Genomic DNA, 14857 nt, shown 5'->3' with positions numbered 1-14857 from the left:
CGGCCTGGCGGTCGCCCTGGCCCGTCACCCGCCGCACCTGTCGCCGGTGCGGCCGATGCGGTCGAACAGCCAGTCTGCGGGCGGCCCCAGGGGGCACGTCGGCCAGTTCCTCTCCTCGCCAGAGGCGTCGACGCAGGCACGAACTGCGGTGGGACGAAGCGCCCTTGGGCACCCTCGCAAACGGATCACGCGCCGGCACCGCCGTCGACGGGCAGGATCGCGCCGGTCACATACGAGGAGCGGTCGCTGAGCAGCCAGGCGGCGGCCTCGGCGATCTGCCAAGGCTCGGCCATCCGGCCCAGCGGAATCGTTGCGGTTATCTGCTTGACGATGCCGGGCGTGGCCGCCTCCCAGGTGTCGATCATCTGCGTGGAGGTGCCGCCGGGGGTGATGCCGTTCACGCGGATGTTGGCGGGGGCCCAGTTGACCGCGGCGGTCTCAGTGAGGCTGTTGAGTGCGCGCTTCATGGCCCCGTAGGCAGGCAGGGCGGGGTTGGCGCGGCGGCTGCCGATGCTGGAGGTGTTGACGATGGCCCCGCCACCGCCCTGTCGCATGAGGGCGGCCTCGGCGGTCATGGCGGTCCAGTGCGAACGGAAATTCACGGCGAACTGCTCGTCGATGTCCTCGTCGCTGGTGGCGTCGACCGGGCCGAACTGCTGCTGGGGGACCGCGCCGTTGTTGAAGGCACCGTCGAGCCGGCCGTGCAGCTCCTCGACGTGGTCGACGGCGGAGCGGATGCTCGCGCCGTCGGCGAGATCAAGGGTGACCGCGTCGGCGACGCCACCGTCGGCGCGGATCTCGGTCACGATCCGGTCGAGGGCGTCGGTGCTGCGGGCGGCCAGCACGACCTTGGCGCCCTCGCCGGCGAAGAGCCGGGCGGCGGCAGCGCCGATACCACGGCTGGCGCCGGTGATGAACACGACCTTGCCGTTCAGCAGGCCGATGGGGGTGCTGTCTGTGTTGGTGGTCATGTCAGCAGCGTGTGCCGGTTTCCCACCCTGATACAGGCACAAGCCGTACCAGGATCCCGCTCCGCGGAGCGTGCAGACTCGGAGTATGGACAAGCAGGAGCTGGGCACCTTCCTGCGCAGCCGCCGCGAGCGGCTGCGGCCCCAGGACGTCGGTCTCCCCTCAGGCCCGCGACGGCGGACACCGGGCCTTCGGCGCGAGGAGGTAGCGGTCCTCGCGCACATCTCCACGGAGTACTACATCCGCCTCGAACAGGGCAGAGCCGCCTCACGACCCTCCGGCGAGGTCCTCGCCGGTATCGCCGACGCACTCCTGCTCACCGACGCCGAATCCCATCACCTCCACGTCCTGGCGGGCACCGCCCCCAACCGAACCGCACTGCACCGACGCGACGTCCGACCGAGCATCCTCGCCCTGCTCGAGCGGCTGCCGCAGACAGCCGGCTTCGTCATATCCGCCGCCTTCGAGGTACTCGCCTGGAACGACCTCGCAGCCGCGCTCATGGAGGACTTCGCCGCACTCGACCCCAAGGACCGCAACCTGGCGCGCCGGGTATTCCTCGCCCCGCAGCGCGATGATCCGCCGCTGTACGGCATCTCCGACACCGCCGAGTTCCGTCACCACGTGGTCCAGGAACTGCGCTCCGCCGTCGCCCGTTACCCGGCGGATCCCGCGGTGACCGGTCTCGTCGACGAACTCCGCGACGCCAGCCCCGACTTCGCCCGGCTCTGGGAGCGGCACGACGTGCAGGCCGCAACGATGCTCACGAAGACCTTCCGCCACCCGGCCGTCGGCGAGATAACCGTCGACTGCGACTCACTCGCGCTCACCGACCGCGACCAATACCTCGTGCTCTACAGCGCCCCTCAAGGATCCCCAAGCGCTGAAGCATTGGCCCTTCTGAACGTCCTCGGAACCTCGGCCGCCGAGTATCGGCACTAGCACGACACTCCAGGCGTCGCTGAGAACCCGTCTTTCATCCTTCGGCCTCCCTGCGACGGTGGAGCGTTGGAGTGATGGTATTCGTGCAGGCCGAGTTGCCCCGTAGCCCAGCCGCCCCCTTCGTGGAGCCGTCGGTAGGCTCTTCCGCGCAGGAGGTGCCATGGAACCAGTGGGTGGGCCTGGCGAAGGGTGCAAGTACGCCTTGACCAGTGACGAGGATGATGAGTTCTGGGGGTGCGTGCGGGACACCGAGGGGCTGTTCCATCCTCAAGAAGACGGTCTTCGGCAAGTTGAACTCCTGGCGTGCTCTCCGCAGGGAAAGTTCCTGACCAGCCTCGATCATCTGGGGAGTCGGCGAGCGACGGCAGGCGGGGCCCATCTGTCGTTCCTCGATGCTGAGGGCATCGAGATGGGTTCCTACTTCGTCAGCGGTCTGACCGCGACGGCTGCAAGGCCGTCGATGCATGGAGACGGGCTGTTCGATATCGAGGTGCGCCTGTGGTGCGATGAACTGCTCCCTGGATCGGCGGAAGTCTGGGACTTGCTCCGAACAGGGACGTTGAACCGCAAGGGCATGTGGGGTGGCCTCGATGCGGGAGGCCGGAAGGCGTGGTTGTCCGTTGCGCTGTGGTCCCGTGAGTACCAGCGTCGCGGACAGCCCGAAGACGCCCCACCGGGGCAGGTGTTCCCCCTGGACGGCCGGCGAGCCGTCGATATCAACGGCTTCTACTGCGCACTGGGCGAGGCCATCAACGGTCCCGGCGGGTACTTCGGATGGAATCTCGCTGCCGTGGACGACTGCCTGAGAGGAGGCTTCGGCGCCAAGCCCCCGTTCACCCTGGAATGGCTGCACTCGAACACCGTGAGTTCAGGCCTGATCAGCGCTCCTGCGGCGGGCAGCGACAGTGCCGCCGATCTCCAGATTCTCCTCGAGATCTTCGCCGACCACGACGTCAACGTCCTCATGCGGTGAACAAGGGGAACAAGGCTTGAGCAGAGATCGGCACTCGCTCGTCAAGCGGCCTTCAGAGGAGGTTGCGGGCGGGGCATGGCGGCGTTCGGCTGGGTCACAAGTGTGATCGCGACAATGGTGAGCATCGCTTCGGCGTGCTCAGGGAGCGTCTCGTAGTCGCGGACATTACGGCGGGCATGGAGCCACCACGCCAGGCTCCGCTCGACCACTCAGCGGACCGGCACGAGGACGAAGCCTTTGGCGGTCTTGGGGCGGCTGACCGTTTTGATCGTGAGGCCGAGGAAGGACTTGGCCCAGGCGACGAGAGTGCCCGCGTAGATCGAGTCTGCCCAGACGATCGTGATCTGCGGGTGCATGAGGCGCAGGCGGAAGAGGACTTCGCGGGCGGCGACGCTGTCGTGGACGTTGCCGGGCGGTGCTGCCGCAACCGCACGGGAGACGGGCCGTACTCGCCGATCGGCGGGTACGGCCCGATGAACTCCCACTCCGCGCCCGTCAGTTCCACTCGCGTCACGCAAGGAACATCGACCGGACCGGACCCCGCCGCGACAGCGAATCCCGCAGATTGATCACGACTCGATACATGCCCCAGGGGTGGGAGCGGTCTCTTGCCGTACGGGTGGGAGATCCGTGCGGGGGTTGGTTGTTGGGCTGGTCGGGTTCAATTGGCGCAAGTGAGGCGGGCGTTGGCCCAATCGGCGTGGTCGCTGCCGTTGCCGTCGCCGCCGTCGCCGACCACGAGGTCGAGGTGCTGGGCGCCGGTGATGTCGGCGTTGAGGGTGACGGGGTCCTGATGGGCGCGCAGGACGTCGGTGGTGGCGACGGGTTTGCCGTCGGCGAGGACGGTGAAGGTGACGCTTCCGTAGCCGCCTGTTTCGTCGTCGATGCCCACAACGGCGGTGAAGGCAGTGCAGTTGCCGCCGAGGTTGACGGTGACGTCGGAGGGGGCATGCGCCCCCAGGCCCTTGGTGTAGGTGGTGCCGTTGAGGGTGATGGTGTGACCGTCGCCGGCGGCGTCTTCGCCGTTGGAGGTGTCACGCTCGACCGGGCCCCAGCCGTTGGTGGAGGTGAACGGCAGGGCGGACACCAACGGACTACCGGTGGGCGGCGGCACGGGGACCATGATGGTCGCCGATCCCGTCGCTGATCCGGTCCGGCCGTTCTGGTGGGTGGTGGCGGTGACGCCGAAGGCGGCTGCTCCGGGTTGGTCGCCGGTGGGGGCGGTGACGGTCCAGGTGCGGGTGGCGGTGCTGCCCGGCTGCACCGTGCCGATGTGCTGGACGGTGTCGGGTGTGGCGCTCCAGCCGTCGGGCAGGGTGAGGGCCAAGGTGGTGTCGCGGGCGGTTCCGCTGTTGCGGCGGGGGGTGTAGAACGCGGTGACTCGGCCGCTCTCCCCGCGCTTGAGGACGTCCGGGGCGCTCACCCTGACATCGGCGGTGGCGACGGCCTCCTGGTGGGGCACCTGGCCGTAGGTCGGGGAGGCGATGGGCGGATAGGTCAGGGAGGTGGTGTGGTTGCCGTACTCCTCCAGGGAGACCTTGCCCAGTCCGCCGGTGGTGGCGTCCTGATTCCACACGGCGATGGCGATGGTGTTACGCCCATCGGTGCGCAGCATGCCCGGCTGGACGGGGAAGGAGTGCTGTGGGCCGATGTCGTTGACGTACTGGCCGACCATCCAACCGTTGACGTAGATCAGCGCACGGTAGTGGCGAGAGGGGTCGTCGTCGATACGGATGCCCAGGGGAACGTCCTGTCCCTTGGGCAGGGACAGGTTGACACTGGTGCGGTACCAGGTGATCCCCGGCGCGCTGCCGGAGGCGGGCAGAGCCGCGGGCTTCCAGTCGGCGTCCGGATAGCCCGGCAGGTACCAGCCCCGGCGCTCACCGGTCAGACCACCGGTGTTGTACGGGCCACGCGCCGGGTCGACAAGATCCTCACCGCCGAGTTTGCCCTGGATGCGCCAGCTCAACTGCCGGGTCGAGCCGGTCAGATACGCCGACAGCAGACCACGCGGATTCTTGTTGCCGTAGGGAGAGACCCATGCTTCGTCGTGGCCCATGTTCTCCACCAGGACCGAGATGACGTTGTCCGTGCCCGGGCGCAGGGCGCCGGCGGGGAAGGTGAAGGCGTGCGCGCCGTCGCCACTGCTGCCCAGGAAGACCCCGTTGAGCCAGGCCAGATAGACCCCTTGATTGCCGGTGCCGGCGGCCAGAGAGATACTCTTCTCGGTTCCGGCGGCCTGGAAATGACCGCGGTACCACACCGCCCCGCTGTGGAAGCCGTACTCATCCGTGTAGAGCACCGGCGGTGCGGCCGGTTTCTGCGGGTTGGTGGTGGTGTTCTTGTCCGCCGCCTGCCAGGCGGCATCGTCATACCCGTACTGGGACTCCGGCGCCTCCGCCTTGGTACGCCAGCCAGTCAGCGTGGGAAGGGCCACGGGCACGGGGCCCGGGAGTTGCTGCTCGGTCGCCGATACCCGCTTGCCGTTCCAAGTCACGGTCCGGGCCGAGGGAGCGGCTATTACTTGCAGCGTGCTGGGTTTGTCGGTGTCGCCGGTCAGCCTGAGCTGGTCATCGGTGAACGCTGCGGTGCGCACCAGTTCCGGACCGCGCACCAGCACCGGGCCGCGGCCGGTGTCCAACTGCCAGAACCGGTCGGCGGTCGCGTCGTCGGCCAGCAGCAGCCGCAGCGGGGTGCTGCCGTCGGCCGGCTGGACCAGCACCTGGGCAAGCCCGTCGTGCGTGTAGTTCAACCGCAGGTCACCTCGCGCGGCGTCCCAGGTCTGCTTCACACTGCCGGCCAGCACCGTCACCCGGGGACGCGAAGCGTAGTGGAGCACCGTCTCGCCGTCCTGGCCGTGCCGGCCGTAGAACAGCGCGGTGTCCACACCATCCCCGTAATCACCGTGCGTCATCAGCTCCGATGTCGAGTACCGCAGATCCTGGTGGTCCATGCGGTAGTCGGCGACCAAGAGCTTGGAGTCACGGCCGGCGATCGTGACAGCCGTCCCCGGCTCCTGGGGAACACTCGGATAATCCGGCCCCAGGTTCAGCTGCGTCTGAACGGTGGAGGTGTCGTTGACGTCCTTGTGACGCACGACGACAAAGGTCGTGCCGTCATCGGGATTTCGCCGGACCTGCTGGCTCAACTCCGCGTCGGCCGGCGCCGGAGCATCCGGAACCAGGTCGGTCTTCGCCAACGGCTGAACCGACTGGACGAAATACCCCAGCCGTTTGTCCGTGTAGTACTTCTCGGTCAGCTCCCGGTCCTCCTTGATCGGAGCACCGTAGTCGTAGGAGGTATAGCCGTTGCCGGGGCTGGCCAGCCATCCCCACGACGTGCCGCCGTACGTCATGTAGAAACTCTGCATGGTGGCGCCGACACCGATGTTGTTCTCGTACGCCGCCTTCTCCCACTGACCGTTCGTCAGCTCCCGGCACTTGTCGTAACCCGGCCCTCCCCACGGGTCGAACGCACCTCCTTGGAACTCGGGTAGGTACAGCGGCTTACCCGCCTTGTGGCCCCAACTCAGGTCAGGCAGGGCGTTCCACGTGTCCGGGTGAGAGCAGTCGAAGCCCTGCGGATAGGAGTCAGGGCCGTCGATGTCCAGCAGATCGTTGTGCACACCGCTGTTGTTGCCGGTCAGGGGTACGGTGATGCCGTCGGCCCGCGCCTTGTCGACCAGGTGCTGCATATAGGCGTGGCCATCAGCATTCCCGTTGTAGAACTCGTTCTCCACCTGGTAGGCGATCACCGTGCCGGTGCCGTTGGTCAGTTGGTGGCGGGCCAGGATCGGATCGATGCGCGACAGCCACTCATCCGCCGCCGACAGGTAATCCGGCGCTGCCGTTCGCGGAGTGCCCTGCTGCTTGATCAGCCAGCCGGGAAGACCACCCGAATCCGTCTCCGCGTTGATGTACGGGCTCGGGCGTGCGATCACATAGATGCCGGTCTCCGCCGCCATGTCCAGCAGTTTGTCCACGTCGCGGACGCCACTGAAGTCGTACACGCCCTGTTTGGGCGAATGGTAGGCCCAGTCGAAATAGATCGACACGGCGTTGAACCCACCGGCCTTCATCTTCTGGAGCACGTCACGCCACGCCTGCGGGCTGGGCAGCCGCCAGTAATGGAATTCACCCGACCACACGTATAACCGCTTGCCGTCAATCTTCAACGAATAGTCGTCGTAGGTGATCGAGTGCGTGGCCGCGGCACTTCGTGGGACGGCGGCCGGAGCGGATGCGGCAGCGGCCGGTGGTGCGGTGGCCGAGAGCAGCCCCGCCGACAGTGCCCCAGCAGCCACCGCAGATACCAGCCGACTCATGCGCCGGGGGGCCACACGACCGTGCGTTCTTCCCTCATTGAACATGACAGGCCCTGATTCCTGAGAAGGCGGTTCCAGACCCGGCCTGCAATGAGGCCACTGGACCGCGGAAGTGGAGTGGATTCGCAGGGGATCGCATGGCCGGCCGTCAGAACGCCTGTCGATCCCGGTCCCTGGGTGCGAGCGGCTCCCGGATCCGTGAAACCAGCAACCCCGGAACCCAGGTTGTCTACTTCGGGTTGGGTACTTCGTCCCGGGTGATCACGTGGGGACTGTTGTGGATCTTCTACGGTTCGGCCACTGAGTTGGACGTGGGAGGTGGTCGGTGTTCCAGGTGTTGAAGAAGCTCCAGCGGGTGTCGGTTGACGGCGAGTGATCCGGGTCGCGGATGGGCCCGTTCTCGTGCAGGGCGATCGGCACAGAGGAGCCGACGATGTTCTTCACCACGTCGCAGAAGCCGTTTCGCGGGTTTCTCGTAGTCCGGCCCGGCCACCCACGTGGACTCCTCCCGGCCGGAGGGAATGCGCTCGCCGTACTGGCTGTAGAGGTAGCAGAGCAGGTACGTCGCCCGCTGCGTGGCTCCAGGCCACACGGGGCTCGAGCAGCAGCCGGGCGGCGGACGCTGCCTCCCGAAGTGGCCCACCTCTGGTTGGTACACAGACTCGACTGAACACCGGTAATGCAGCCGTCGGAGTTGACCTGCCACCGCTGGTTGCTCTGTCCGTTGCAGTTCCAGATGTCCACCTTGGCGCCCGGCGTCGTCTGGTTGTTGCAGGCCTCCAGGCACATCGAGTCGCCGGACACCCTCAACTCACCGGTCGGCGTCGCTTCCCACGACTGGTCGGCCTGGCCGTTGCCGTCCCCAATCTCCACCCCGGCACCGGCGGTGCTCGCCGTGCGTGCTGTAAGACGGGCTGCCGGCACCCCCGCTGGGCGCGATCTTGCCTGTGGTCGGTTTGCGGGTGAAGAGCAGGACACGTCCACTCCTCATGGGGAGGTTGGATGTTGTTCAACTGTGGTGGCTTGTGACGTCCCAAGAGGTGTTCCGCGAGGGACTCTGGAGGCACGCCCGGAACCGTAGGACTTCTGAGGGACCCTGACAAGGGGCGCGACGGCAAAATGAAACAGTTTCCAACAAGCCTGTACAGGAACTTACAAGCTCGCCGGGGTGCAGGTGTTCGTCCCTTCGATCCCAGGCGCGACGCGGCCATACCGAGGCGCTCGACGGCCGGTGCGTTCTGGTGCAGCAGCGCGGATCCGCTCGTCGAGCGTGAGCCGCCGAGCAGGTCTCGGCGCGTGTGTCGATCGGCGGTACCGGGTCGTGGAACGGATGCCGGGCGGGGGCAGGGACGAAGAACCCACGAGGAAGACGCCCAGGCAGGCTGGTCGCGGTCATCGAAGCGCTTCGACGCGCGCATCGCCGCGACAGGCCGTCAACAGCCTGAGCCAGAGAGATTTTCTTGATGCCTGCCCTCTTGTCTCGCAGGAGACGTGTCATTAACGTTCCCGGCCAGGTGAAGCGCTTCGACGATGTGGAGGGTGGGGCCGCCGCCTTGAGCAACGAGCTGAACCGCAGAAGCTTTGCCCCTCGTACCGCCGCTGATCATCCGCCCGTTCGGGCAGAAGCGCTTGCGCACCGGTGTGCTCTCCGGCGCGATCAGGGGGTGAACCGGCCGCCCGTTCGCACCCCCGCCCCGTAACCGGGAGCGGCTCCGCCCGCCCATTCCCCGCTGCTGGAGTGGAGCCGCTCCCTCACCACCGTCACCAGGGCCAGAACTCGCCCGGCAGTTGCCGCGTCCCTTCTTCCCGAGGACCCGTCATGACCACCCGCAGCCTGACCGACCGCCTGGGCGGCCTCGCCTTCGGCGGCGACTACAACCCCGAGCAGTGGGACGAACCGGTGTGGAAGGAGGACGACGCGCTGATGCGCCGGGCCAGGGTCAACCTGGCCACCATAGGCGTCTTCTCCTGGGCCCTGCTGGAACCGGACGAGGGCCGCTACGACTTCGCCTGGCTCGACGCCCACATCGAACGCCTCCACGCGAACGGCGTGGCCGTCGACCTCGCCACCCCGACGGCCTCCCCACCGCCCTGGTTCACCCTGGCCCACCCCGACGCGCTGCCGGTCACCCCGGACGGCACCCGCCTCACCCACGGCAGCCGCGACACCTACTGCCTCACCGCGCCCGCCTACCGCCGCGCGGCCCGCCGGATCGCCTCCGCCCTGGCCGAACGCTACGGAGACCATCCCGCCGTCGCCCTGTGGCACGTCCACAACGAGTACGGCACGCTCTGCTACTGCGACCACACCGCCGCCGCCTTCCGGGTGTGGCTGCGCGCGCGCCACGGCTCGCTGGACGCCCTCAACGAGGCGTGGGGAACGGCCTTCTGGAGCCAGCGCTACACCTTCTGGGAGCAGGTACTGCCGCCGCGCGTGACGCAGTGGCACAAGAACCCCGGCCAGGCACTGGACTTCCGCCGCTTCTGGTCCGACGAGATCATCACCGCCTACCGCGAGCAACGCGACGCGATCCGCGCGCACAGCGACCGGCCGGTGACCACCAACCTGATGCTCCCCGCCTACCAGAACGTCGACCTGTGGACCCTGGCCCGCGAACTCGACGTCGTCACATCCGACCAGTACCCGAGCGCTCCCGGCCTGGACGCCGCCGCCGACGTCGCCTTCCACGCCGACCGCGCCCGCTCCCTGGCCGACGGCGGCCCTTGGCTGCTGATGGAACAGGGCACCAACACCGTCTACGACCGCGACCGGGTCCTCGCCAAGGAGCCCGGGGACATCCTGCGCCACACCCTCGGCCACATCGCGCGCGGTTCGGAAGGCGCCCTCTTCTTCCAGTGGCGACAGTCCCGCGCCGGCGCCGAGACGTGGCACTCGGCGATGGTCCCGCACGCGGGGCCGGACAGCCGCATCTTCCGTGAGGTCGCGCACGTCGGCGAGGCGGTCGCCCGGCTCGGCGAGCTGGCGGGATCGACGGTCACCGCCTCGGTGGCGGTCCTGCACGAAGCGGACGCCTGGTGGGCGCTCGGCGTGGACGGCCTCCCCTCCCCCGACCTCGACTACCACGCGGCACTCGGCCGGGCGCACCGGGCACTGTGGGACGCCGGCGTCACCGTCGACTTCGCACACCCCGAGCACGACTTGAGCCGCTTCCCGCTCGTCATCGCACCAGCCCTGTTCCTCCTGTCCGACGCGGCGGCCGAGAACCTGCGCCGGTACGTCGCCGACGGCGGAACCCTCCTCGTCCAGCACGCGAGCGGATACGTCGACGACCGCATGCACGCCCGCCTCGGCGGCTACCCCGCCGAGCCGCTGCGCGAGGCCCTGGGCATCCGCGTCGAGGAGTACCGGCCGCTGCGGCGGGACGAGCGAATCGCCCTGTCGGACGGATCGCACGGCACCGTCTGGAGTGAGTCGCTACGGACGGAGGGCGCCGAGACGCTCGCCGCCTACACCCACGGCATGCTTACTGACAGCCCGGCGCTTACCCGGAACCGCTTCGGCACCGGGCAGGGCTGGTACCTCTCCACCCGCCTGGACGACGCCGGCTACGCCGCCCTGGTCGCCCGGCTGCTCGACGAGGCAGGGGCGGATCCCGAAGTGCCGGGCCTGCCCTCTCAGGTCGAGGCCGTCGTCCGACGCGCCCCGGACGGCCGTAGCTGGCGCGTCCTGATCAACCACCGCCCCGAACCCGTGCCCCTGCCCGAGCCCGCCCACGACCTGCTCACGGGCAGCACGTTGTCCGAACTGCCGCCCGGCGGCTGCGCGGTGCTCCGTACCACCTGACCCCCGCCCGAGTCCCTCCCTTACCGCGGGGGCTACCGCTGGGGCCCGCCCCGCACGTCTCTCCCCGACCAGAAAGGCCACCATGACCAGCGCACCGCAGACCCTCCGATGGGGCCACGCGGCCCTGGAGGTCGAGATCGACGTCGGCGAGGACGGCACCGCCCGCCTCACCCACATCGGCCTCCCCGGCGGGACACCTCCCGAGCGGCGTAACTGGCCTCCGCTGCCCCTGCTGGAGGTCACGGCCGCGGGGCACGGCCGCGCCTGGTCGGGCGGGCGTCTCATCGACTCGTACGTCGGCGGACGGCTGCGCCACCGCGCGCACCGCGTGTCCCGCGACGGTGACTGGCACGTGCTGACCGTCGAACTCCGCGACCCTGAAACCGGGCTCGTCGCGGAGGTGACCTACCGCTCGCCGGACGGGGTGCCCGTGCTGCGCAGCGAGGTGGTCCTGCGCAACGGTGGGGAGTCGGCACTGCACCTGGAATCGGTCTCGTCCCTGGTCGTGGGGTGTCTCGCGGACGGCCCGGAGGCCATCGGGGGCGCGGATCTGCTGTGGGCGGAGAACGACTGGGTCGCCGAATGCCGCTGGCAGCGCCGGCCGATGCGGGTGACCTCGCCGGTGTTGAGCGACCGCGTGGTCGTCTACGACAACGGCAAGGGCGAGTTCACGCAGACCGGCCGGGGTGTGTGGTCCAGTTGCGGTCGCCTGCCCATGGGCGGCTTCACCGACCGTGACTCGGGGCGCACCTGGGTGTGGCAGATCGAGCACAACGGCGGCGGCTGGCACTGGGAGTGCGGTGAACGCGACCGGCTCGCCTACCTGGCCCTGTTCGGCCCCACCGACACCCACCACGGCTGGCGCCATCCCCTGGAGCCCGGCGGCGAGTTCCGCACCGTACCCGTCGCTCTCGCCTTCAGCGCCGACGGCGGGCCGGACGACGCGTTCGCCGCGCTGACCCGTTACCGCCGCACGGCCCGCCGCCCGCACTCCGACCACCGGCGACTCCCCGTCATCTTCAACGACTACATGAACTGCCTGATGGGCGACCCCACCACGGAGAGACTGCTGCCGCTGATCGACGCGGCGGCCGAGGCGGGCGCGGAGTACTTCGTCATCGACGCCGGCTGGTACGACGACGAGAACGGCGGCTGGTGGGACAGCGTCGGCGCCTGGGAGCCGGCCGCCTCCCGGTTCCCCGGAGAGCGCGGGATCCACGAGGTGCTGGACCGCATCCGCGAGCGCGGCATGGTGCCCGGCCTGTGGCTGGAGCCGGAAGTGATCGGCGTACGCAGCCCCATGGCCAAGGCCCTGCCGGACGAGGCGTTCTTCCGCCGCGACGGCGTGCGCGTCACGGAGACCGGCCGCCACCACCTGGACCTGCGTCATCCGGCCGCCCGCGCCCACCTGGACCAGGTCGTGGACCGTCTGGTCGGCGAGTGGGGCGTCGGCTACCTCAAGCTCGACCACAACATCGACCCCGGCTCCGGCACCAGCGCCCACCCCGGCGAGACCCCGGCCGCCGGACTGCTCGGCCACAACCGCGCCCAACTGGACTGGCTCGACGGCATCCTGGACCGCTACCCGCACCTCGTGGTGGAGAACTGCTCCTCCGGAGGCATGCGCTGGGACTACGCACTGCTGTCGCGGCTGCAACTGCAGTCCACCAGCGACCAGCAGAACCTCCAGCTGTACGCACCCATCGCCGCCTCCGCGCCCACCGCCGTCACCCCCGAGCAGGGGGCCGTCTGGGCCTACCCGCTGCCGGAGGACTCCCTCGACGAGGTCGCCTTCACCATGGCGAGCGCACTCCTCGGCCGCATCCACCTCTCCGGCCTGCTCCCGGACCTGCGGCCCGACGCCCGGGCCCTGGTTCACGAGGCCGTGGCCGTGTACAAGGCCATCCGCGCCGACCTGCCTCAGGCCGTCCCCGCGTGGCCGCTCGGCCTGCCGGCCTGGGACGACCCGTGGCTCGCCCTGGCCATGCGCACCCCTGCCGCCACCTACCTCACCGTGTGGCGCCGCCCCGGCGGCGAGTCCACCATGAGCCTTCCCCTGCCTCACCTCCGCGGCTCCGCCGCTCGCGTCGACGTCCTCTACCCCACCGAGAGCCCCGCCGTCGCCGCCTGGAACCCCGATGCCGCCGACCTGACGCTGACGCTGCCCACAGCTCCGTCCGCCGTGCTGCTCCGCCTCACCCTCACGGTGCCGGACGTGCCCTGAACCGCCGGTGCCACCTGACAACGACCCGCTGAAGGAAAGGGACTTGACCCCATGTCAGAAATGCGGCGGGCGGACACGCCACCATGACCAACCCCGTGATCCCAGGCTTCCACCCGGACCCCAGCATCTGCCGCGTCGGAGACGACTACTACCTCGTCTGCTCCAGCTTCGAGTACTTCCCCGGCATCCCCGTCTTCCACAGCCGCGACCTGGTGCACTGGACGCAGATCGGCAACGCCCTGGACCGGCCGGCCCAACTGCGTCTGCCGGCCGCCATGCCGTCCTCCGGCGGGATCTACGCCCCGACCCTGCGCCACCACGACGGACGTTTCTGGCTGATCGTCACCAACGTGGCCGAGGGCGAGGGCAACCTGCTGTTCACCGCCACCGACCCGGCCGGGCCCTGGTCCGACCCGGTCCGACTGCCGGGGGTGAAGGGCATCGACCCGGATCTCGCCTGGGACGAGGACGGCACCTGCTGGTGCACGGTCGCCGGGGGCGCACAGGTCCGTATCGACCCGTACACCGGCGAGACCTTCGGACCCGCGCACCAGGTGTGGGCCGGCACCCCCGACGCCCAGGCGCCGGAAGCGCCGCATCTGTACCGCATCGGCACGTACTGGTACCTGCTCATCGCCGAGGGCGGCACCGAGCGCGGCCACGCCGTCTCGATCGCCCGCGGGCGCACGCCCACCGGCCCGTTCGAGCCGTGCCCGGACAATCCGGTCCTCACCCACCGCGGCACTCACCGCCCCATCCAGAACACCGGGCACGCCGACCTGGTCCAAGGACCCGACGGCTCCTGGTGGTTGGTGCTGCTGGGGGTCCGCCCGCGCGGTGGCACCCCCGGCTGGCACGTGCTGGGACGCGAGACGTTCCTCGCACCGGTCACGTGGGTGGACGACTGGCCCGTCGTCGGCGAGGTGCCGTCCGTTCTGCCCGCGCCGGCATGGCCGCTCGTCCCCGGCCCGGCCGCGGAGGTCCGGGACGACTTCGACCTCAGCGAGCTGCGGCCGCAGTGGATCTCCGTGCGCGACCGTCCCGCCGAGCACTGCACCACCAAGGAACGGTCCGGCTGGCTGACCCTGCGGGCCCGCGGCGCCTCGCTGGACGAGCCGGACGTCGTCTTCGCCGGCCGCCGCCAGCAGCACCTGTCCTGCCGGATACGCACCCGGATCGACCCCGCCGAAGGGCGCGGTGGCCTCGCCGTCCGCCTGGACGAGGAGCACCACTACGAGATCGAGGCGGCCGAGGGCCAGGTACGCGTCCTGAGCCGCGTCGGACCGTTCCGCACCGTCGCGGCATCCCGTCCCGTGCCGGCCGGGCCCGTGGTTCTGCGCCTCAACGTCTGCGACGCCCCTCCGAACGGCCCCCGCACCGGCCCCGATGTCCTCACGTTCGGCGTCGAGGAGCCGGACGGCACCTTCACCGCTCTCTGCGCACTCGACGGCCGCTACCTGTCGACCGAGGTGGCAGGCGGCTTCACCGGACGGGTCATCGGCCTGTACGCGGCGGCCGGCACCGTGCACTTCGACTGGTTCGACTACGAGCCGCTCGGCCTCTGAACCGGCGCGGCGAGCCGAGGCACGACGTCGACTTCCGAAGACGCCCCGCCCCCTG

General features: G+C 69.5%; 9 protein-coding genes. 5 read left to right on the top strand and 4 right to left on the bottom strand.

Annotated features, from left to right (window positions below):
* Nucleotides 1-185: 185 nt before the first annotated feature.
* On the bottom strand, nt 186-971 hold the full coding sequence (locus tag CRP56_RS42120) for an SDR family NAD(P)-dependent oxidoreductase (protein ID WP_097273296.1): 786 nt from the start codon (nt 969-971) through the stop codon (nt 186-188).
* 85 nt (nt 972-1056) lie between these two features.
* Between CRP56_RS42120 and CRP56_RS42115 the strand changes: the two genes are divergently transcribed.
* Both CRP56_RS42115 and CRP56_RS42110 read left to right on the top strand, forming a co-directional pair.
* A complete protein-coding gene (locus tag CRP56_RS42115) occupies nt 1057-1911 on the top strand; it encodes a helix-turn-helix domain-containing protein (protein ID WP_097273294.1) in 855 nt (284 codons plus the stop codon).
* A gap of 202 nt (nt 1912-2113) precedes the next feature.
* Complete coding sequence (locus CRP56_RS42110) at nt 2114-2884, top strand: barstar family protein (RefSeq protein WP_257041752.1); 771 nt, start codon at nt 2114-2116, stop codon at nt 2882-2884.
* Between the two features lie 209 nt (nt 2885-3093).
* Here CRP56_RS42110 and CRP56_RS47305 read toward each other — a convergent pair whose 3' ends face one another.
* The 3 genes from CRP56_RS47305 to CRP56_RS49380 form a co-directional block, all read right to left on the bottom strand.
* Nucleotides 3094-3369, bottom strand: a complete 276-nt coding sequence (locus tag CRP56_RS47305; protein WP_143664991.1) for a transposase — start codon at nt 3367-3369, stop codon at nt 3094-3096.
* A 176-nt stretch (nt 3370-3545) separates the two neighbouring features.
* On the bottom strand, nt 3546-7187 hold the full coding sequence (locus CRP56_RS42105) for a beta-galactosidase (protein WP_306459463.1): 3642 nt from the start codon (nt 7185-7187) through the stop codon (nt 3546-3548).
* 282 nt (nt 7188-7469) lie between these two features.
* A complete protein-coding gene (locus CRP56_RS49380) occupies nt 7470-8132 on the bottom strand; it encodes a ricin-type beta-trefoil lectin domain protein (protein WP_373559743.1) in 663 nt (220 codons plus the stop codon).
* Between the two features lie 895 nt (nt 8133-9027).
* Here CRP56_RS49380 and CRP56_RS42095 point away from each other — a divergent pair.
* The 3 genes from CRP56_RS42095 to CRP56_RS42085 all read left to right on the top strand — a co-directional run bounded on the left by CRP56_RS42095 (nt 9028) and on the right by CRP56_RS42085 (nt 14802).
* Nucleotides 9028-11013: a beta-galactosidase gene (locus CRP56_RS42095; RefSeq protein ID WP_097273285.1), complete on the top strand. Its 1986-nt coding sequence runs from the start codon at nt 9028-9030 to the stop codon at nt 11011-11013.
* 82 nt (nt 11014-11095) lie between these two features.
* Nucleotides 11096-13237 (top strand): alpha-galactosidase, encoded by a 2142-nt coding sequence (locus CRP56_RS42090; protein WP_097273283.1) that lies wholly within the window; start codon nt 11096-11098, stop codon nt 13235-13237.
* Nucleotides 13238-13320: 83 nt separating this feature from the next.
* Nucleotides 13321-14802, top strand: a complete 1482-nt coding sequence (locus CRP56_RS42085) for a glycoside hydrolase family 43 protein (RefSeq protein ID WP_097273281.1) — start codon at nt 13321-13323, stop codon at nt 14800-14802.
* The last annotated feature ends 55 nt before the right edge of the window (nt 14803-14857 follow it).

The organism is Streptomyces sp. TLI_55 (assembly GCF_900206255.1).
Classification (GTDB): Bacteria; Actinomycetota; Actinomycetes; order Streptomycetales; family Streptomycetaceae; genus Streptomyces; species Streptomyces aquilus.
This window is presented reverse-complemented; position numbering and strand designations above follow the sequence as displayed.